We start from the raw sequence: 19,521 nt of genomic DNA, 5'->3' as shown, positions 1-19,521 counted from the left end.
GCGTTCGACGCGGCGGACGACGAGGAGGCGGGCCCTGCTGCTCCCGCGCTGCTCCCCGTACTGTTCCGTCGTGCTGCCCCCCGGGTCGTCCGCCTCGTCGACCACCTCGCCGACCACCGCGACCCCCGGGCCGCCGTCGCTGTCGCGCGTCGAGGTCAACGGCCTCAACGTCATCGACGAGTCCGAGCGGCGCGGCAGGCCCTCGAGCCTCTTCTGGCCCTGGTTCGCCGCCAACGTCTCCGTCTTCGGCATCGCCAACGGGGCCTTCGTGCTCGGCTTCGGCGTCAGCTGGTGGCAGGCGCTGCTCGCCGGGGTGGTGGGGATCGTCGCGTCGTTCCTCCTGTGCGGGCTCGTGGCCCTGGGCGGCACCCGCGCCTCGGCCCCGACGATGGTCGTCTCGCGCGCCGCCTACGGCGTGCGCGGCAACAGGCTCCCCTCGGCCATCAGCTGGCTGCTCACCGTCGGCTGGGAGACGGTCCTCGTCTCGCTCGCGGCGCTGGCCACCGCCACCGTGTTCACGACGCTGGGCTGGGGCGGCGGGACGGTCACCAAGGCGGTCGCGCTCGTCGTCGTCGTCCTGCTGGTCGTGGGCGCCGGTGTCCTCGGCTTCGAGGCGATCATGAAGTTGCAGGCCGTCATCACGTGGGTGACCGGCGTGCTGACCGTTGTCTTCCTCGCGCTGACGGCCGGGCGCCTCGACTGGGGCGCCGTCACCGCGGCCCCGAACGGCACCTGGCAGGCGCTGCTCGGCGCCACCGTGTTCAGCATGACCCTGTTCGGGCTGGGGTGGGTCAACGCCGCGGGCGACTACTCCCGCTACCTGCCCCGGCACTCCTCGCGCCCCGGGGTGGTGTGGTGGACGACGTTCGGCGGCGCGACTGCACCCCTGGTGCTGCTGGGCTTCGGGGTGCTGCTGGCGGCCTCCTCGCCGGAGTTCTACGACGGCGCCAGCACCGACCCGATCGGTGCCCTGGCCACGGGCCTGCCCACCTGGTTCCTCGTGCCGTTCGCGGTGGTCGCGGTGCTCTCGCTGGTGGGCGGCGCCGTGCTGGACATCTACTCCTCCGGACTGGCCCTGCTCTCCCTCGGCCTGCCCGCCCCGCGCTGGGTGGCGGCGTTGGTCGACGGGGCGCTGATGGTGGCCGGCGCGGTCTACGTCGTGTTCGTCTCCGAGGACTTCCTCACCCCCTTCCAGGGCTTCCTCATCACCCTCGGCGTGCCGATCGCCGCGTGGGCGGGTGCTGCCATCGCCGACCTCGTCCGCCGCTCCGGCGCCTACGACGACGTCGCGCTGTTCGACCCCGCGGGCCAGTACGGGTCCGTGCGCTGGGGCCCGGTGGTGCTGCTGCTGGCCGCGACCGCCGTCGGGTGGGGGCTGGTCGTCAACACCAGCGCCACCTGGCTCGGGTGGCAGGGCTACCTGCTGGGCCCGCTCGGCCTGGGCGGGAAGAGCGGCGACTGGACCTTCGCCAACCTCGGCGTGCTCGCCGCGCTGGCGATCGGCTTCGTGGGGCAGCTGCTGCTCACGCCGTCCGCCAAGAGGACCCTGCGGACCGGAGCGCTCACCCGGCGGACGGGTCGCTGACCTCGCCGGTGACGAGCGCGCGCAGCCGATCCAGCGGCAGCTTGGGGGTGCGGTCCTCGGTGACCAGGCCGTTCGCCTCCTGCAGGGTGTCGGCCAGCTGCGTGTAGCACCACCCGACCAGGCCGCCCGCCTCCACGCACGCGTTCGCGGCGCCGAGCAGGTCGCCCAGGCGCCGGGCGTAGTCGTCGGCGTCGGAGGCGGTGGAGTACCCCCACGTCGCGCCCTCGGGCGCTGAGGAGTCCCCGTCAGCGTCGTCGGCGGCAGGGGTGAAGCGCACCCCGCCGAACTCGCTGAGCACCAGCGGGCGCTCGACGTCGGCCAGGTCGGAGCTCCGAGCGCCCCCGGCCACCCGCAGGCGCCGCCCGTTGGCGGTCACGCGGGCCGAGGACGACGACGGCGAGGGCACGCCCACCAGCGCCGCGGCCGCCTCCGGCGAGCCGTACCGGGCCGCGAGCACCTCGCCCGAGTCGGTGTAGTCGTGGACGGTCCACAGGTCGGAGTCGGTGTGCTCCCACCCGTCGTTGCTGATGACGGGTCGGGTCGGGTCGAGCGCACGCGTGAGAGCGGCGAGCGCCGTCGCGTACGAGCGCTGACCGGCGCTGGAGGCGACGTCCTGCACGCCCCAGGACTCGTTGAGCGGCACCCACGCGACGACGCTCGGGTGGCTCGCGTCGCGGCGGACCGCCTCCAGCCACTCCGCCGTGAGCAGCGACACCGCCCGCGCCGTGTACGCGTAGGCGTTGGCGGTCTCGGCCCACACCGTGATGCCGAGCCGGTCGCACCAGTGCAGGAAGCGCGGGTCCTCCACCTTCTGGTGGATCCGCACCGAGTCGAAGCCCAGGTCGGCCAGCAGCTGCGCCTCGCTGCGCAGGCGCTCGGCGCTGGCGGCGAGGTGGGTGTCGGGCCACCAGCCCTGGTCGAGCACCGAGCGCAGCGTGTGGGGCGTGCCGTTGAGCAGCAGCTGCCCGGCGCCCACCTCCACCGAGCGCATCCCGAGGTAGCTGGCCACCGCGTCGAGCTCGGCACCAGGACCGGCCGGCGAGGCAGGGCCACCAGCGAGCAGCCGCACCTGCGCGTCGACGAGGTGCGGGTGCTCCGGGCTCCACAGCAGCGCCTCGCGCTCCTGCCCGTGCCGCAGCAGCGGCACCGCGAGGGCCACCTCCACACGAGGGCCCCCGCGCTCGGCGTGGCCGGGCACGGCGACGACGGCCTCGGCGAGCACGCGCTCGTCATCGTCGTGAGCTCCGAGGGAGAGGCGGACGGCGAGGCTGGCCGGCTCCAGCGGGGTGCTCGACAGCTCCGCGACGAGGTGCACGGTGGCGCCGACGAGGTCGGTGGTCCAGGTGAGGTGCTCGATGCTCACGGCCGGCACCACCTCGGCCCACACCGTCTGCCAGATGCCGGAGGTGCGGCGGTACCAGATGGCGTGCGGGGCGTCGTGCCAGTCCTGCTTCCCGCGGGGCAGCTCGGGGTCGCGGGCGTCGTCGACGGCGCGGACGACGACCACGTGCTCGCGGTCGAGGTCCAGGCCAGACCCGGCGCCGGTGGGGGTCAGGAGCTCGGTGACGTCGGCGGAGAACGGCGTCTGCCCGCCGGTGTGCTCGGCCACGAGGTGCCCGTCGAACCAGACCCGAGCGCTGTGGTCGACGGCGCCGAAGCGCAGCACCAGCCGCGCCCCCGACCCGTCGGCCGCCAGCGCGTCGGCGCCGGCGACGTCGCGCAGCCGCAGGCCGCGGCGGTACCAGAGCTCGGCGAACGGGCCCTGCTCGCCGACGCCGGAGGCGGTGCTCTCCGGCGGGTAGGGGACGACGACGTCGCGGTCGAAGCCCGTCCTGTCGGCCAGGTCCTCGCTGCTGGCGCCCCGCCACAGGCCCTTCGGCGCGGGGGTTCCCGCGGGCACGAGGCCCAGCTGCCACGTGCCGCCCAGGTCGGTCCAGTGCTGCCGCAGGAGCTGCGGGCGGGGGTGCTCCCCGGGCTGCGTGCTGGCGCGGGGGAGCGGTGCCGTCTCTGCCACGGGCCGGAGTGTGCCACGCCGCCGCGGCGGCGCCACCCCTGCGTTTCCATCGTTGCAAATCATGGGCGGACCCTGCAGACTCCGGGCCAGCGCACGACGAGGAGGTCGATGATGTCTGCGATGTCGCGGAGGCTGCCTGAGCAGCACCCCAGCCGGCGGAAGGTGCTGGCCGGGGGACTCGCGGGGCTGGGAGCCATGGGGCTGGCCGGTGGCCTGTCCGGCTGCGGCTCACCGCTGGCCGCGGGGGTGGCGGGCACCCCGCTCAACCCCGACTCGGTCACGTTCTGGAACCTGTTCGGCGGCGGCGACGGCGCCCGCCTGCAGACGATGCTCGAGGAGTACCGCAAGCAGCAGGGCTCCCCGGACTCCCTCACCGCCGCCACCTTCGCGTGGGGCAACCCGTACTACACCAAGGTCGTGCTGGCCACGCTGGGCAACAAGCCGCCGGACGTCGCCGTGGCCCACGCCACCCGTGCCACGATCCTCGCCCAGGCCGGGCTGCTCGAGCCCATCACCGAGGACCTGCTCGGCCTCGCCGGGCTGTCGAGCTCCTCCTTCACGAAGTCCGTGTGGGAGGCCGGCAAGGTGGGGAGCAGCTACTACACGATCCCGCTCGACACCCACCCCTACGTGCTGTTCTTCAACAAGCAGGTCTGCCAGCAGGCCGGGCTGCTGGACGGGAACGGCAAGCTCGCGCCAATCCAGGGCAAGGACGCCTTCGAGGCGGCGCTGACCGCCATCGCCGGCGTCACCGGCGGCGCCGCGTGGTCGGCCTCCAACGTCGGCGACACCTCCGGCTCCTGGCGCCTCTTCCAGACCCTGTACTGGCAGATGGACGGCGCCACCGACTTCCTCGGCGACGACGGGCAGGAGCTCACCGTCAACGAGGAGCTGGCGCTGGCGACGATGGCCTACATCGGCGACCTCGCCAAGCGCGGCCTGCTCACCCCCACCGTCGACTACGCCGGCGCCGGCACGCAGCTGTACACCGGCAAGGTCGGCTTCCAGACCCAGGGCGAGTGGGAGATCACCACCGCGCAGTCCGTGGAGGGCTTCGAGTTCGGCATGGTGCCGATCCCGCAGATCTTCGACGTGCCGGCCGCCCAGGGCGACTCCCACACGTTCATCCTCCCGAAGATGGACCGCACGGACGCCCAGAAGGAGCTGGCGATGGGCTTCGTGAAGTCCCTGCTCGACCAGTCGCTGACCTGGGCGCAGGGCGGCCACGTGCCGGCGCTCACCGCCACGCTGGAGTCCGCCGAGTACAAGGCGCTGGAGCCGCAGGCGGACTACGCCGCCGCCGCCGAGATCGCCAAGTACGACCCGCCGGGCTGGTACTCCGGCTCGGGCTCGACGTTCGAGAACACCGTGGGGTCGCAGATCGGCCTGGTGCAGCAGCAGCTGGCCACCCCGCAGCAGGCGCTCGACGCGATCAAGGTGCAGCTGCGCACCTACCTGGAGACCCCCAGCCCCGTCGCGGGCACGACCGCCAACGCCTGACAGGAGCCGACGATGACCTCGATCACCGCCGCGCCGGCACCCTCGGCGACCACGCCGCAGCAGGCCCCGCGCGCCCGCCGCACCGACGCGAAGGCGGGGTGGCTGTTCGTCGCCCCGTTCGCGTTCTTCTACCTGCTGTTCCTCATCGCCCCGACGATCTACATGATCGTCTCCAGCTTCTTCAACACCTCCCTCGTGCAGGGCGGACTGGGCAGCTTCGCCGGGTTCGCCAACTACGCGGAGATGTTCGGCCGCGAGGACTTCTGGTCCTCGATGTGGCACACGTTGCAGTTCACGATCTACACCACCCCGCCGCTGGTGGTGCTGAGCTTCGTCATCGCGGTGCTCGCCAACCGCGTGCAGCGCGGCCAGTGGTTCTTCCGGCTGGCGTTCTTCCTTCCCTACGTGCTGCCGTCGGCCACGATCTCCCTGATCTGGGTCTACATCTTCACCCCGGACACCGGCCTGTGGCCGTGGCTGGAGCAGCTGGTGGGCCTGTCGCCCACGGCCGTCCTGGCCGACCCGTCGCTGGCCATGGTCGGCATCGCCATCGCGACGATCTGGTGGACCATCGGCTTCAACTTCGTGCTGTACCTGGCCGGTCTGCAGGACATCCCGCGGGAGCTGTACGAGGCGGCCGCCACCGACGGCGCCACCCCCTGGCAGCAGATCCGGTTCATCACCATCCCGCTGCTGGGCCGCACCACCACCCTCTTGGTGCTCCTGCAGATCATCGCCTCGCTGAAGATCTTCGACCAGGTCTACCTCATGACCCAGGGCGGCCCGGGCATCTCCACGCAGGTGGCGCTCACCCTCATCGCCAACGTCGGCTTCACCGACAACCGCATCGGTGCGGCCTCCGCGGCCTCGGTGCTGCTCTTCATCGTCATCATCGTCATCGCCGTGGCCCGCCAGCTGATGGAGCGCCGCTCGGAGAGGAGCGCCTGAGATGGCCACCCCCACCACCGCCCGCAACGGCGTCTCCGCCGCCGCTCCCGCCGCCGTCCGGCCGCCCGCGCCGGGCAAGGACTCCACCCGCACGTTCACCATCGTCACCACGGTGGTGCTCGTGGTGTTCGCCGTCATCTGGCTCATCCCGAGCCTGTACGCCCTGAAGGCGTCGCTGTCGAGCAACGCCACCGCGGCGCTCGGCGCCGGCGAGGTCATCGCCAGCACCAGCCCCACCCTGGCCAGCTACACCACGCTCCTGGCCAGCGGTGACATCTGGAACTGGTACCTGTCCAGCTTCCTCACCTCGGCCGTCACCACGGTGCTGACGGTGCTGTTCGCGTCGATGGCGGGCTACGCGCTGTCCCGGCTGCGCTTCAGGGGCCGCAACCTCGTCTTCCTGCTGATGCTGCTGGGCATCATGGTCCCGCCGCAGGTGCTCGTGGTGCCGATCTTCCAGATGCTCGACGCCGCGAGCCTGCTCAACACCTACTGGGCCGTGATCTTCCCGCAGGTGCCCGCCGTCATCGCCGTCTTCGTCTTCAAGCAGTTCTTCGACGGGCTGCCCAAGGAGCTGGAGGAGGCCGCCCGCATCGACGGCGCCGGGTACTGGCGCATCTACCGGCAGGTGGTGATGCCGCTGAGCAAGCCGGTCATCGCCGCCATGGCGATCGTGACCTTCGTCGGGGTCTGGAACAACCTCATCCTGCCGCTGTTCGTGGTCTCCAACCCCGAGCTCATGACCATCCCCGTCGGTCTGGCCACGGTGCAGGGCTCCTTCGGGCAGCGCTACGCCGACATCCAGGCCAGCGCCATCCTCGGTGCGCTGCCGCTGGTGGTGCTGTTCCTCATCTTCCAGCGCCGCATCATCGAGGGCGTCGCCGGCACCGGCCTCAAGGGCTGACCGCCAGCCACTGGTGAACTGATCATGCAGGAGGCCCGCACCCCGAGCTCCAGGGTGCGGGTCTTCTGCATGATCGCGGCGAGGGCGGCTCCTCAGCGAGGGATGGTGTTGACCAGCGGCTCACCCGTGGTCAGCCGGCGGACGTTCTCCACGACGTCCGCCACGCGCGCCAGCAGCGTCTGCCGGGTGATGCTCGAGGAGTGCGGCGAGGCCACCACGTTCGCCAGCGCCCCCCACTCCCGCGTCCCCGGAGCACCCACCACCGGCCCCGCCGACCCGCTCGCGGAACCGGCCGAGCCGCCCGCCGCGCCACCACCGGGGTAGCGCCACCACACGTCCAGCACCGCACCACCCAGGCGCCCGGAGGCCAGAGCCTCGAAGAGGGCGTCCTCGTCGACCAGCGGCCCGCGCCCCACGTTGACCAGCACCGCCCCGGGCGGCGCGAGCGACAGCAGCCGGTCGTCGACGAGCCCCGTCGTCGCCGGCGTCAGCGGCGCTGAGAGGACGACGACGTCGGACTCGCCGACGAGCCGGTCCAGGTGCCCCGGCTCGTCCACCCCGCCGGCCCACGCCAGCCCGTGCGCTCCGGCGTCGAGCCGGCCGCTGCCCGTGACCGCCGCGCCCACCGCGCCGAGCGCCGCGAACGGCGCCCAGCAGGCGCGCCCGATGGCCCCGAACCCCACGAAGCCCACCCGGGCGCCGTCCAGCCCGCGCGCCAGGGGGAGCGAGGCGTCGAACGTGGAGGACGCCCACTCGCCGCGCTCGCGCAGCGCGACGTCCTGCTCCCTCACCCGCCGCCTCAGGACGACGACGCCGGCCAGCACGTGCTCGGCGATGCTGCGCTCGTGGTGGCCGGTGTTGGCCAGCAGCACCCCGGCGGGCAGCGCGCCGGTGTCGATGGCGTCCAGGCCGGCGGCTGGGCACTGCAGCAGCCGCAGGGACGAGCTCAGCGGCACCAGCGACGCGGTGTAGCGGCTGGCCACGAGCACCTCGGCGCCGGGGAGGTCCCGGGCGACCGCCTGCTTGTCGAACCGGGGGTGCCAGGAGACCCGGGCTCCGGGCGCGGCTGCGTCGAGGGCGGCCTCGAGCTCGGCGGCGACGGCGGGCAGGTTCGGGTCGATGACGACGACGTGCACGAGGCCATCCTGTCCGCTCCAGGCGATCTTCAGGTGGGGGGTGTGGAATGGGCGGGAACGCCCCTTTCGTCCCACCGGTCCCGTCTGCAGGAGGTCCCCGTGCGCGCCGTCCGATCCCTCACGCACACCGCGTTCACGCTGCTCGTGCTCGCGGCCGTCGTCGTCGTCCTCCTCGCCTACGCCCTGCCCCAGGTGCAGGTGCCCGGCCTCGACACCTCGGGCGTCGAGGCACGCTCGCTGGAGCTGGTCGACCAGGTCGTGTCCGTGGTGGGCAGCACCCTCAGCGGCGCCTGGAACGGCGCCGTCGAGGGGTTCCGCTCCGCTCGTCGACCGGCCGGCTGATCAGCTCGCTGCGAGGTGGTGCAGGGCCATCGCCGCCAGCGCGGCGGCCTGGTCGCCCAGCACCGCGTCGTCGAAGAGCACCAGCGGGGAGTGGTTCCACGCCGCCGTCGCCGGGTCGACGCCGTCAGGGCTCGCGCCGAGGAAGAGGAACGCGCCCGGGACCCGCTCCAGCACGAAGCTGAAGTCCTCCGAGCCCATGAGCGGCACGGGCATCTCGGTGCCGCGGCCTTCACCCAGCAGCCCGTCGACGACCTCGAGGGCGGTGGCCGCGGCGCCCGCGTCGTTGACGGTGACCGGGTACTGCACCTCGAAGGACACCTCAGCGGTGCACCCGTGCGCTGCGGCGATCCCCTGGGCCACCCGCACGGTCTCCACGCGCAGCTTCTCCACCGAGGCCGCTGACAGGGTCCGGACCGTGGCGCCGAGGGTCGCAGACGGCGGGATGACGTTGAGCGCCTCGCCCGCGGACAGCTGCGTCACCGAGAGCACCACGGGGTCGTGGACGTCGAAGCGGCGGGTGACCATCGTGTGCAGCGCGGTGACGACCTCGGCCAGCGCCGGCACCGGGTCGAGCGCCACGTAGGGCCGCGAGCCGTGGCCGCCGGCGCCGTTCACGGTGATGTGCAGCTGGTTGGAGCCGGCCATGAGCGGCCCCGGGCGCGTGCTGAACACGCCGCGCGGACCGGGTGCCACGTGCACGCCGTACGCGGCGACCGGGAGCGCGCCGGACGCGGCGAGCACTCCCTCGTCGATCATGATCTTCGCACCGCCGAAGCCCTCCTCGCCCGGCTGGAACATGAGCACGACGTCACCGGCGATCTCGTCCCGGCGGGCGGCCAGCAGCCGCGCGGCGCCCACGAGGCCCGCCACGTGCAGGTCGTGGCCGCAGGCGTGCATGGCGCCGTTGGTGGAGGCGTACGGGAGGTCGTTGGTCTCGACGACGGGGAGGGCGTCCATGTCGCCCCGCAGCAGCACCGTCGGGCGGCCCGTCGCGCTGCCGCCGGACGGCGCGGCACCGCCCCGCAGGACCGCCACCACGCCGGTGGTCGCGCTGCCGACCGGTCCGGTGCTCACCTCGAGCCCCAGGCCTGCCAGCGCCTCGAGCACGGTCGCCTGGGTGCGCGGCAGCTGCAGGCCCACCTCGGGGGCGGCGTGCAGGGTGCGCCGCAGGGAGACGAGGTCGGGCAGGAGCCGGGCGGCGTCGGCCAGGAGGTCCTTCGGGCTGCTCACCCGCCCCACGGTGCCACCCTCAGGTGGCGGCGACGACCCCGGTGCCCACCAGCGCCAGCACCACCGCCCCGGCCACGATGCGGTAGGCGATGAACACCGAGTAGCTGTGGCGCGCGATGAACTTCAGCAGCCAGTCGACGGTGAGGTAGGCCACCACGAAGCTCACCGCGGTGGCCAGCAGCGTGGGGCCCCAGCCGACGCCGGCGGAGATCTGCGGGAAGGCGCTGTACCCCTGGTAGAAGCTCGCCGCGGTCAGCGCGGGGATCGACAGCATGAACGACAGCCGCGTCACCGTGACGCGGTCGAGGCGCAGCGCCAGGCCGATGGACATGGTGGCGCCCGAGCGCGAGATGCCGGGGATCAGCGCGAGGCACTGCACGGTGCCGATGAGCAGCGTGTCCTTCCAGGTCACGCTCGACTCGGGGCGGTCCTGCTTGGCGGTGCGGTCCGCGAGGAGCATGATGAAGCTCCACCCGATGAGGGCGATGCCCACCACCCACAGGCTGCGCAGCGTGGTCTCGATGACGTCGGAGAACAGCAGGCCGACCACGCCGATCGGGATGGACCCCACGATGACGCCGATCGCCAGGCGCCAGTCGGCGTTGTGCCGCGCCTGGGGGTAGCGCAGCCCGTCGAGGAACGCCGCGACGAGGCGGAAGATGTCGCGGCGCAGGTAGAGGATCGTGGCGAACACCGCGCCGAACTGGATGATCACCGTGAAGGCCGTGATGTCGGGGCTGTCGATCTGGTACCCGAGCAGCTTCTCGATGATCGTCAGGTGCCCGGTCGAGGAGACCGGCAGGAACTCCGTGACCCCCTCCACAGCACCCAGCAGGACGGCGTGCCACCACTCCACGTCAGACGATCCCTCTCACCACGGCTCCGCCGGCGGCCCGGCGACTCCGTCGACGCCTGCCGGCACGGTGACCCACGGTAGGGGAGAGGACCTGACGCGGACCTGACGACCGGCCGGACCGGTGCTACAGGCTCAGGAACGGCAGGCTCCGTGCCGATCACCGGGTGTGACCCCCCTCCGCTCGCTGAGCGCGCGCAACCCGCGCGCCGCGCAGCTGTGGGCCGCCACCGCGCTGCTCGCAGCCGGCCTCACGAGCCTCGTGGTGCAGGCCCTCGCCTCCCCGGACGGCACCAGCGCGGGTGCCATGGGCACGTTCGTCGTCGTCGTCCTGGCGGCGGCGGTGCTGGTGAGGCTGCCCGCGGAACGGGTCGCGCCGTGGGTGGTGCTCGCGCCGCTGCTGGGGGTGGCGGCGATCGTCACGCTCGACCTGGGCAGTGGCGACGCCGGCATCACGGGCATCGTCTTCTTCATCCTGCCGGTGGTCTTCGCCGCAGCCCACCTGCGCGCGGTGGGGGTGGTAGTGGTGTGCGCGGCGACGTCCGCGGGCGTCGCCGTGGTGGTCTTCACCCTGCTGCCGAGAGGTCTCGCCACCGTCGACGCGACCTACGTCACCGTGGTGCTGCTGCTGGTCTCCGCGGTGCTCGGGCGCTCGGCCGCCCAGAACGAGCGCGCCCTGCACAGGCTGCGGCTGCTCGCGGACCTCGACCCCCTCACGGGCCTGGCCACCCGCCGCGTCCTCGACACCGCCACCGCGGGCCTCGCCCGAGCGCAGCGCGGCAGCGGTGGGACCGGTCGCGGGGCCCTGCTCCTGGTGGACCTCGACAGGTTCAAGGCGGTCAACGACACCCACGGCCACCTCGGCGGTGACGCCGCGCTGACGCACGTGGCCGCGCTCCTGCGCTCTGCCTGCCGCGGTGACGACCTCGCCGCCCGCATGGGCGGCGACGAGCTGGCGGTGCTGCTGGTCGGCTGCACCCCCGAGGACGCGACCCGTCGCGCGCACGACGTGGTCGACCTCGTCCGCACCACCCCCCTCGTGCTGTCGGACGGGACCCGCGTCCCGCTGTCCGTCAGCGTGGGGGTGGCGCCCGTCCACGTGCTCAGCCGCACCAGCGAGGACCTGTACGCCCGCGCCGACGGGGCCCTGTACGCCGCCAAGCGCGCTGGCCGCGACCGCGCTGTCACCGCCTCCGCCTAGAGTCCGGCGGGTGCTGGCGGTCCACGGCGTCTGGGCGCGGCGCGGCGCCCTCTGCCTGTGGGCCGAGCCGCCCGCGCGCCTGCCCCTGACCGGTCCTGACGCCGACGCCGTGCGCGAGGCCCTGGCCGCGGCGCTGCCGCGCCTCGCGCACGCCCTCGTGGCGCGCGCTCGCGGCACGGTGGAGCTGCAGCTGCCGGAGCCGCCGTCGCGCGGGGACCGGGCGGGCCTGTCCCTGCAGCGGCTGCCCGCGGTGGTCCTCGGCCCGGACCGCGCGCTGCCGGTGCTGCTGGAGCTGCACGGCCTGGCGGCGGGCACCGGCGCGGGCGGACTGCCGTGGCCGCTGGAGGTCGGTGAGGACCTGCGCTGGCTGGCCGGGGTCGCCGCGGCCGCCGACGCGCGGGCCCGCGCGGGCCTTCTGGTGCCCGGCCTGGAGCAGTCCGACGGCGAGTGGTGGGGCCGCTGGCACCCCCTGGTCGACAGGACGTGGCGGCGCTGGTGCAGCGCGGCTGCCGCCGCGGCACCTCCGGCCGCCCGCGCCGAGGACGACGGGCGCAGCGGCCGCCCTGCCGAGGAGCTGGTCACCGCGGTCGTGGCCGACCTCACCGCCGCAGTGGGCGCGCAGCTGGCGGCGGCTCTGCCGCCGCCAGAGGCGCTCGCAGACGTCGACGGAGGCGCCGTCGGGGCGTGGCTCGTCTCGCTGCGCACCGGTGAGCCCGTCGGCCCCGAGGCCCCGGCGCGGGCCCTGGCGGAGCTGGCCGCCCGCACCGAGCGGTGGCGCGCCAGCGCCACCACGCAGCCCGCCGAGCTGCTGCTGCGCGTCGCCGAGCCCGAGGGTGAGGACGAGCCGTGGACCCTGCAGGTGCGCCTGCGCTCCCTGGACGACCCGAGCGCCGTCGCCACCGCGGCCGAGGTCCGCCGCGGCGTGAGCGGTGAGTGGGGGCAGGACTGGGACGGCGACCTCGACCCCTGGGCCTTCGCCGTCGCCGAGCTCGGCCGCGCCGCGGCCGTCCACCCGGGCCTGCTGGAGCTGGGGGCCTCACCCGACGACGACGCCGAGCTCACCGCCCAGCAGGTGGTGGACCTCGTCACCGACGGGGTGCCGGCGCTGGTGGAGGCCGGCTTCGCCGTCGCCCTGCCGGGGCGGTGGGTGCGCCCGCAGGTGGGGCTGTCCGTGCGGGCCCGCCGCCCCGGGGAGGGCCCCGCGCCGCAGGGCACCTCCGACGTCCCCGCCGCGGTCGGCGCCCCGGGGAGCCTGGCGAAGACCGACCTCGTGGAGGTCGACTGGAAGGTCGTCCTCGGGGACGTCGAGCTCGACGAGGCCGAGCTGGCGGTGCTCGCCGCCCAGCGGGCCCCCCTGGTGCAGCTGCGCGGGAGGTGGGTGCAGGTCGACGCCGAGGCGATCGCCAGGTCGCTGCGCTTCCTGCGCAAGACGGCGCACCAGGAGGCCGCGCAGGGGTCTGCCACCCCGCTGGCGGTGCTGCTCGGGCAGCTCGCGTCCGGGTCGCTGCCGGCGCCGCTGGTGTCCCTGGAGGGTGAGGGGCCCCTCAGCGCCCTGCTCGCCGGCGGCGGGGAGCAGACGCTGCAGCCCGTCCCCACGCCCTCCGGGCTCAACGCGCAGCTGAGGCCCTACCAGGAGCGGGGCCTGGCGTGGATGGCGTTCCTCGACGCCCACGGGCTGGGCGGCGTGCTCGCCGACGACATGGGGCTGGGCAAGACGGTGCAGCTGCTGGCGCTGCTGCTGTCCGAGCGGGAGCGAGCTGCCACCGACGGCACCGCCGGGGGGCGGCCAGCGCCGACGCTGCTGGTCTGCCCGATGTCGGTGGTGGGGAACTGGGAGCGCGAGGCGGCCCGGTTCGCACCCGACCTGCTGGTGCACACCCACCACGGCCCGGACCGGCTGCGCGGTGAGGCCCTGCTGGAGGCAGCAGCGCGGACGGACCTCGTGCTCACCACCTACCCGCTGGTCGCGCGAGACGCCGACGACCTCGCCGCCGTCGCCTGGCGTCGCGTGGCGCTCGACGAGGCGCAGCACGTGAAGAACCTCGGCACGCGCGCCGCCCGCGCCGTCCGCCAGGTGGCGGGCCCACCGTTCCCCACCGGCGCCGACGGTTCAGCAGGGCGCACCCAGAAGATCGCCCTCACGGGCACCCCGGTGGAGAACCGCCTCGCCGAGCTGCACGCCGTCGTCGACTTCACCAACCCCGGCGTGCTCGGCAGCGCCACCCGCTTCCGCGAGCGCTTCAGCGTGCCCGTGGAGCGCCACGGCGACGAGCGGGCCACCGCGCTGCTCACCACGCTGACCCGGCCGCTGGTGCTGCGGCGCACCAAGACCGACCCCGGCGTGGCCCCGGACCTGCCCGCCAAGCTCGAGCTGGTGGTGCGCGCCAACCTCACCACCGAGCAGGCGGCCCTCTACAAGGCCGTCGTCGACGAGATGCTCGCCAAGATCAGGGAGGCGGAGCAGCAGAAGAACAAGGAGCAGCGCCGCGGCCTGGTGCTGGCCACGCTGACCCGCCTCAAGCAGGTCTGCAACCACCCCGCCCAGCTCCTGGCCGACGGCTCCCCGTTCCTGCGCCGCGGACAGCACCGCTCCGGCAAGCTCGCCCTGGTCGACGACGTGCTCGACACCGTCGTCGCCGACGGCGAGAAGGCGCTGCTGTTCACGCAGTACCGCGAGCTGGGCGCGCTGCTGGTGCCGCACCTCGAGCAGCGCTACGGGGTCGAGGTGCCCTACCTGCACGGCGGGGTGTCCAAGAAGGCCCGCGACGCCATGGTCCAGCGCTTCTCCGGCCGCCCTGAGGACCAGGGCGACGGCGACGGCGCGAGCCCGATCATGCTGCTGTCGCTGCGCGCCGGCGGGACGGGCCTGAACCTCGTGGCGGCCAACCACGTGGTGCACGTCGACAGGTGGTGGAACCCCGCTGTGGAGGCGCAGGCCACCGACCGGGCGTTCCGCATCGGGCAGACGAGGCAGGTGCAGGTGCGCAAGCTGGTCTGCGTGGGCACGGTCGAGGAGCGCGTCGACGAGCTGATGACCCGCAAGGCCGACCTCGCCTCCGCCGTCGTGAGGTCCACCGACGCCGCTGACGGCGGTGCGGGCTGGCTGACCGAGCTGTCGACGTCGGACCTGCACGACCTCGTGCGCCTCGGCGCCGAGGCGGTGGGGGAGTGACGGTGGGGAAGACGCCCTGGGACTCGAGCTGGCCGCCCGGCAGCAGGATCCCCGCCGACGGCATCAGGCCGCGCTCCAAGCGCGGCGCCTTCGCCACCACGTGGTGGGGGAGGCGGTTCACCGACGCCGTGGAGGAGGCCGCCGGGCCGGGCCGGCTCTCGCGGGGGCGGACCTACGCGCGCGCAGGGCAGGTGGTGCACCTCGACGTCGGCACGCCGGGCACCCGGACGGCGGGCCGCGTCCTGGCCACGGTGCAGGGGAGCCGCTCCAGGCCCTACGACGTGGTGCTGACCCTGGGCACCTGGGACGCCGAGACCCGCGGTGAGCTGGCCGACGCCCTCGCCGCCGACCCGTCGGTGCTCACCGCGGTGCTCGGCGGGACGCTGCCGGAGGCCTTCGAGCAGCTGTGCCTCGACGCCGGGCTGGTGCTGCTGCCGCGCTCGCTCTCCGACCTGCGCACCAGCTGCACCTGCCCCGACCTCGTCGAGCCGTGCAAGCACGCCGCCGCTGTGGTCTACCTCCTGGCCGAGCGCCTCGACGACGACCCCTTCACCGTGCTGCGCCTGCGCGGGGTGGACCGCGACGGGTTGCTGTCGCTGGTCGCCGAGCGGCGAGCCGCTCTGGACGGCGACGGCGGCACTGGCGAGGTCGGCGACGGAGGGGGCCGTGCTGCTCCCGCGCGCCGGGCGGCGGTCGGGGGGCCGCTGCCCGCGGACGCGTCCTTCTGGCGCGGTCGCCCGCTCCCGCCGCCGCCCGACCCGGCGGTGCCCCCGGGCGCGAGCGCCCTGGACGCCCTCGACGCCTCCTTCCTCGGACCCGCGGGTGACGCGGTGGTGGCCCGTCTGCGGCCCCTGCTGGACGCCGTGGCTGGTGGCGGTCGCTGAGCGGGTGCACCATGCCGCCGTGGCTGGCGATCACGACGTCACGACGGCGGGACAGCGGTACGCCCCGTGGCAGGGCACCTACCGCATCGACCCGTGGACCGCGGTGCGCCGGGACTCCCTGCGCCACCACGGGGTGCGGCTCCTGGGCCTCCACGCCCTGGCCGGCCTCGTGGTGCTGGTGGCGGTCAACTTCGTCGTCAGGCTGGTGGTCGCCCTCGTCCGGTGGGACCCGCTCGGGATGGTCGAGGTCCTGACCTCCCCGGCGAACGCCTTCCTCGTCTTCGGCGCCGTCTGGCTGGTCTGGCCGCCCGAGACGCGGGTGACCCCGGCGGAGCTGGCCGTGCGGTCGGAGCCGTGGCGCACGCGCACCGTCGCCTGGGGTGAGGTGGTGGAGATCCAGCCCCCGGGCCGCTTCGACGAGCACCCGGTGGCGCTGCTCAGCGGTGGTGCGCGACTCCCGCTCGTGGGGGTGCCGGCCGACGTCGCCGAGGCGGTGGCAGCGGTCACCCGCCCGAAGACCGAGCCCGCGCCGGTGCGCCGGACGTCACCGGCTGCGCGCCGACCCGAGCCGGGGGAGGACCTCGACGGCCCGTTCCACCGCGGCCCGGCGCGCCGCTGACGGTGCCCGCCGTGTCCGGTGCCCCCGACGGCTGGAGCCGCTACGCCCGCTGGGAGGGCACCTACCGGGTCCTCGACCGCACGGTCGAGTCGAGTCCACGGGCGAGGCGGGTGCTGCGGGCCTTGGTCGTGGTGTGGCTCGTCGTCGCGGTCCGGTGGGTCGTCCACCTCGTGAGCTCCGACGGCTGGGGCGGTCTGGCGGGGCCGGTGGCGTGGGCGCTCATCTACCTCGCGTGGGACGTCTTCAGCGGTCACCGACCGGTGGGGACCAGCCTCGGACCGGCGGGGCTGTCGGTGCGCGCCCACCCGTTCCGCCTGCGCACGGTCGCGTGGGAGGACGTCGTCGCGGTGGAGCCCGCCGGCCGCTTCGAGGACGCCCCCGCAGCCCTGCTCAGCGGTGGTGCGCGCCTCTCGCTCGTGGGGGTGCCGGCCGACGTCACCGAGGCGATGGCAGCGGTCACCCGCCCGAAGACCGAGCCCGAGCCGGTGCGCCGGACGTCACCGGCTGCGCGCCGACCCGAGCCGGGGGAGGACCTCGACGGCCCGTTCCACCGCGGCCCGGCGCGCCGCTGACGGTGCCCGCTGTGTGACGCCGGACGGGCAGAAGTCCCCGGCCAGCACCGGATCGGGCGTCCAGAACGACTTCTGCCCGTCGGGCGTCACGGCGTCAGCGCCGACAGCATTCCGCCCAGCATGCAGACGTCAGCCGGGGGGCCCGCGCAGCAGGGTCGGTGGACTCCTGCACGTCCGGCGGGACGCGTGAGGCCGGCTACAGCTGGGTCGCCAGCACCGCGGGAGAGGGGCGGGCGCTCGCAGGCAGCGAGCCGCTCGCCACCGCCGCGTCGAAGGCCAGCAGCAGCGACCCGACCACCGGTGGCACGTCCGTGTAGCGGATGGAGCTGTCGGCGACGGCGGGGTCGCGCTGCAGCAGCGCCGCTCGCACCTCGGCGGTCAGCCGCGGCGTCCGGGCGTGCAGCAGCCCTCCGCCCAGCACCACCGGCAGCTCGTGCAGCGGGTGGCCCAGCCGGGCGGCCGAGGCGGCGGCGAAGTCGGCCACCTCGCGCGCCAGGCGGCGCACCAGCTCCACCGCCACGGCGTCCCCGGCGTCGGCCGCGGCCAGCACCGCCCGGGCCAGGTGGCGCTCGGAACCGGCCGCCGCCTGCCCCCGGTGCAGCGCGAGCACCGCCTCGTGCGCGCTCGCCGTCCCGTACTGCCGCCGCACGGCGGCCGTCAGCGCCGTCGCCGGGCCCCGCCCGTCCTCCTCCCGGCAGGCGGCACCCAGCGCGGCCACGCCCAGGTCGGCGCCACCGCCCCAGTCGCCCGAGACCGGTCCCAGCGACAGGAAGCGCACCGTCTCCTCGCCGTCCAGCCCCACGGCGTTCGTCCCCGTGCCGGCGATGACGGCGATACCGCGAGCCCCCGCAGACCCGTCGGTGTCAGCGGCGGAGCGCAGCACGGCGAACAGGTCGTTCACCACCGACAGCACCCCGCCCTCGTCCGGGCCGACCACGAGCCCGCGCTCGCGGGCCACGGCCGCGAGGGCCTGCTCCTCGTCGGGCTGGTCCACGCCCGCCACGGCCAGCGCCGCCACCGCGTACCCGCTGGTCGGCGCTCCGGCAGCGGTCAGGGTCGCCTGGACCACGTCGAGGCAGCCGCGCTCGGTGAGCTCGTCGGGGGAGCCGCCCGGCCCGCGGCCGGAGAAGAGCACGCGCCCGCCGGCGTCGGCGACGGCGACTGCGGTCTTCGAGCCGCCGACGTCCACCCCGAGCAGCAGGCCGCTCAGCCCCGGGCTCACGAGCCGGCCCGGCGGGTGACGCCGGGCAGCAGCTGCTCGACGAGGTCCCACTGGCCCAGGAGCGGGTGCGCCAGCAGCGCGCGGCGCACGTCGTCGTCGTCCCTCGTGACGGCTGCGCGGCCGATGAGCTGCTCGTAGGCGGTGACGTGCTGCACCAGCCCGAGGGCCTCGGGGGCCAGCGGCGCCTGCGGCAGCGGCCGCACCGTCCCGCCGCCCGCCGAGCTGACCTCGCAGGGCACCTCCACGACGTCGTCCACCGACAGGCCGGCGACCACCGGCTGCACCCGTCCGTCCACCACGTGCGCGTTGCGGACGTCCACCACGTGGGTGCCGGGCCGGTCGCCCAGGAGGGAGGCGAGCAGGTCGACGGCGGCCTCGGAGTAGTACGCCCCGCCGCGGCCTTCCAGCGCCGCCGGCTTGGTGGCGAGCGAGGGGTCGGCGTAGGCGCGCAGCAGCTCGGCCTCGAGGTCGGCGACGACAGCGGCACGCGGCCGCTCGGTGCGCTGCTGGGCGACCACGCGGTCGTGCTCGTAGAAGTAGTGCAGGTAGTACGACGGGATGGTGCCGCTGAGCCGCACCAGCTCGGGCGGGAAGGGGTACTGGGCGACGACGTCGTCCAGGTGCTCGGTGAGGATGCGCGGCAGGACGTCCTCGCCGTCGAGGAGCACCCGCCGGGTCCACGACAGGTGGTTCAGCCCGGCGGGGTCGACGGCCACGCGGCGCAGCTGCTCGGGGTCGGTCACGGAGACGCCGAGCAGGCGCGCGGCCCAGCGCTGCACGCCGATGGCGTAGTTGCACAGGCCGACGGCGCGGTGCCCGTGGTCGAGCAGCGCGCGGGTGACGATGCCGACGGGGTTGGTGAAGTCGACGACCCACGCCCCGGGCGCGCTGCGCCGGCGCACCTCCTCGGCGATCTCCAGGACGACGGGCACCGTGCGCAGCGCCTTGGCCGCCCCGCCGGCGCCGGTGGTCTCCTGGCCGACGCAGTCGCACGAGCCGGGGAAGGTCTCGTCGCCCAGGCGGGCGGCCTGCCCGCCGACGCGCAGCTGCAGCAGCACGGCGTCGGCGCCGTCGAGCGCCCGGCCGCGGTCCGTGGTCAGCGTGGTGGTGACGTCCAGCCCCTGGGCGGCGAGCATCCGCTGCGCCAGGCCGCCGACCACCTCCAGGCGCGCACCGTCCACGTCGTAGAGCACGAGCTCGTCGACCTGCAGGTGCTCGCGCTGCGCGGCGAGGCCCGAGACGAGCTCGGGGGTGTACGTGGACCCGGCTCCGACGACGGTCACCTTCAACCCTGTCACGCGCCCAGCACACCACCCAGCCTTGCACCGTGCGTGACGGC

General features: G+C 74.6%; 16 protein-coding genes. 10 read left to right on the top strand and 6 right to left on the bottom strand.

All coding sequences use genetic code 11. The features are described from left to right. Positions 1-139: 139 nt before the first annotated feature. On the top strand, positions 140-1,585 hold the full coding sequence (locus FMM08_RS18130; RefSeq protein WP_147927923.1) for a purine-cytosine permease family protein: 1,446 nt from the start codon (positions 140-142) through the stop codon (positions 1,583-1,585). Here FMM08_RS18130 and FMM08_RS18125 read toward each other — a convergent pair. Then, complete coding sequence (locus FMM08_RS18125) at positions 1,563-3,599, bottom strand: glycoside hydrolase family 2 protein (protein ID WP_222710927.1); 2,037 nt, start codon at positions 3,597-3,599, stop codon at positions 1,563-1,565. The genes FMM08_RS18130 and FMM08_RS18125 overlap by 23 nt on opposite strands. 120 nt (positions 3,600-3,719) lie before the next feature. On the opposite strand from FMM08_RS18125, the gene FMM08_RS18120 reads away from it, so the two are divergent. The 3 genes from FMM08_RS18120 to FMM08_RS18110 are packed head-to-tail and all read left to right on the top strand — an operon-like array spanning position 3,720 to position 6,951. Then, positions 3,720-5,099: an extracellular solute-binding protein gene (locus FMM08_RS18120; protein WP_255472557.1), complete on the top strand. Its 1,380-nt coding sequence runs from the start codon at positions 3,720-3,722 to the stop codon at positions 5,097-5,099. Between the two features lie 12 nt (positions 5,100-5,111). Continuing rightward, a complete protein-coding gene (locus tag FMM08_RS18115) occupies positions 5,112-6,047 on the top strand; it encodes a carbohydrate ABC transporter permease (protein WP_147927794.1) in 936 nt (311 codons plus the stop codon). 1 nt (position 6,048) lies between these two features. Further along, positions 6,049-6,951, top strand: coding sequence for a carbohydrate ABC transporter permease (locus FMM08_RS18110; protein ID WP_147927793.1), 903 nt, complete (start codon positions 6,049-6,051; stop codon positions 6,949-6,951). Between the two features lie 92 nt (positions 6,952-7,043). Here FMM08_RS18110 and FMM08_RS18105 read toward each other — a convergent pair whose 3' ends face one another. Further along, positions 7,044-8,087: an NAD(P)-dependent oxidoreductase gene (locus FMM08_RS18105; RefSeq protein WP_187279843.1), complete on the bottom strand. Its 1,044-nt coding sequence runs from the start codon at positions 8,085-8,087 to the stop codon at positions 7,044-7,046. 99 nt (positions 8,088-8,186) lie between these two features. Here FMM08_RS18105 and FMM08_RS23165 point away from each other — a divergent pair, with 99 nt between their 5' ends. Continuing rightward, positions 8,187-8,429: a hypothetical protein gene (locus FMM08_RS23165; protein WP_187279842.1), complete on the top strand. Its 243-nt coding sequence runs from the start codon at positions 8,187-8,189 to the stop codon at positions 8,427-8,429. Here the strand turns inward: FMM08_RS23165 and FMM08_RS18100 are convergent, their stop codons facing one another. Next, positions 8,430-9,659, bottom strand: a complete 1,230-nt coding sequence (locus FMM08_RS18100; protein ID WP_187279841.1) for a M20 metallopeptidase family protein — start codon at positions 9,657-9,659, stop codon at positions 8,430-8,432. It abuts the gene before it with no gap. A gap of 19 nt (positions 9,660-9,678) precedes the next feature. After that, positions 9,679-10,515: an undecaprenyl-diphosphate phosphatase gene (locus FMM08_RS18095; RefSeq protein WP_147927791.1), complete on the bottom strand. Its 837-nt coding sequence runs from the start codon at positions 10,513-10,515 to the stop codon at positions 9,679-9,681. A 166-nt stretch (positions 10,516-10,681) separates the two neighbouring features. On the opposite strand from FMM08_RS18095, the gene FMM08_RS18090 reads away from it, so the two are divergent. The 5 genes from FMM08_RS18090 to FMM08_RS18070 are packed head-to-tail and all read left to right on the top strand — an operon-like array spanning position 10,682 to position 16,960. Further along, complete coding sequence (locus tag FMM08_RS18090) at positions 10,682-11,713, top strand: GGDEF domain-containing protein (RefSeq protein WP_147927790.1); 1,032 nt, start codon at positions 10,682-10,684, stop codon at positions 11,711-11,713. 10 nt (positions 11,714-11,723) lie between these two features. Continuing rightward, positions 11,724-14,885 (top strand): DEAD/DEAH box helicase, encoded by a 3,162-nt coding sequence (locus tag FMM08_RS18085; RefSeq protein ID WP_187279840.1) that lies wholly within the window; start codon positions 11,724-11,726, stop codon positions 14,883-14,885. After that, positions 14,882-15,769, top strand: a complete 888-nt coding sequence (locus FMM08_RS18080) for an SWIM zinc finger family protein (RefSeq protein WP_147927788.1) — start codon at positions 14,882-14,884, stop codon at positions 15,767-15,769. Before FMM08_RS18085 ends, FMM08_RS18080 begins: the two co-directional genes overlap by 4 nt. Positions 15,770-15,788: 19 nt before the next feature. Next, on the top strand, positions 15,789-16,388 hold the full coding sequence (locus FMM08_RS18075) for a hypothetical protein (RefSeq protein WP_147927787.1): 600 nt from the start codon (positions 15,789-15,791) through the stop codon (positions 16,386-16,388). Between the two features lie 11 nt (positions 16,389-16,399). Beyond that, a complete protein-coding gene (locus tag FMM08_RS18070; protein WP_147927786.1) occupies positions 16,400-16,960 on the top strand; it encodes a hypothetical protein in 561 nt (186 codons plus the stop codon). A 196-nt stretch (positions 16,961-17,156) separates the two neighbouring features. Here FMM08_RS18070 and FMM08_RS18065 read toward each other — a convergent pair whose 3' ends face one another. Both FMM08_RS18065 and FMM08_RS18060 read right to left on the bottom strand, forming a co-directional pair. After that, entirely contained in the window at positions 17,157-18,182 is a 1,026-nt protein-coding gene (locus FMM08_RS18065; protein WP_187279839.1) for an N-acetylglucosamine kinase, read from the bottom strand. Next, positions 18,179-19,471, bottom strand: coding sequence for a family 4 glycosyl hydrolase (locus tag FMM08_RS18060; protein ID WP_147927921.1), 1,293 nt, complete (start codon positions 19,469-19,471; stop codon positions 18,179-18,181). The genes FMM08_RS18065 and FMM08_RS18060 overlap by 4 nt, the downstream gene beginning before the upstream one ends. Between the last annotated feature and the right edge of the window lie 50 nt (positions 19,472-19,521).

This window comes from Quadrisphaera setariae, from assembly GCF_008041935.1.
GTDB lineage: Bacteria > Actinomycetota > Actinomycetes > Actinomycetales > Quadrisphaeraceae > Quadrisphaera > Quadrisphaera setariae.
Note: the sequence above shows the minus strand (reverse complement) of the source record. Positions and strands in the feature narration are given on the sequence as shown.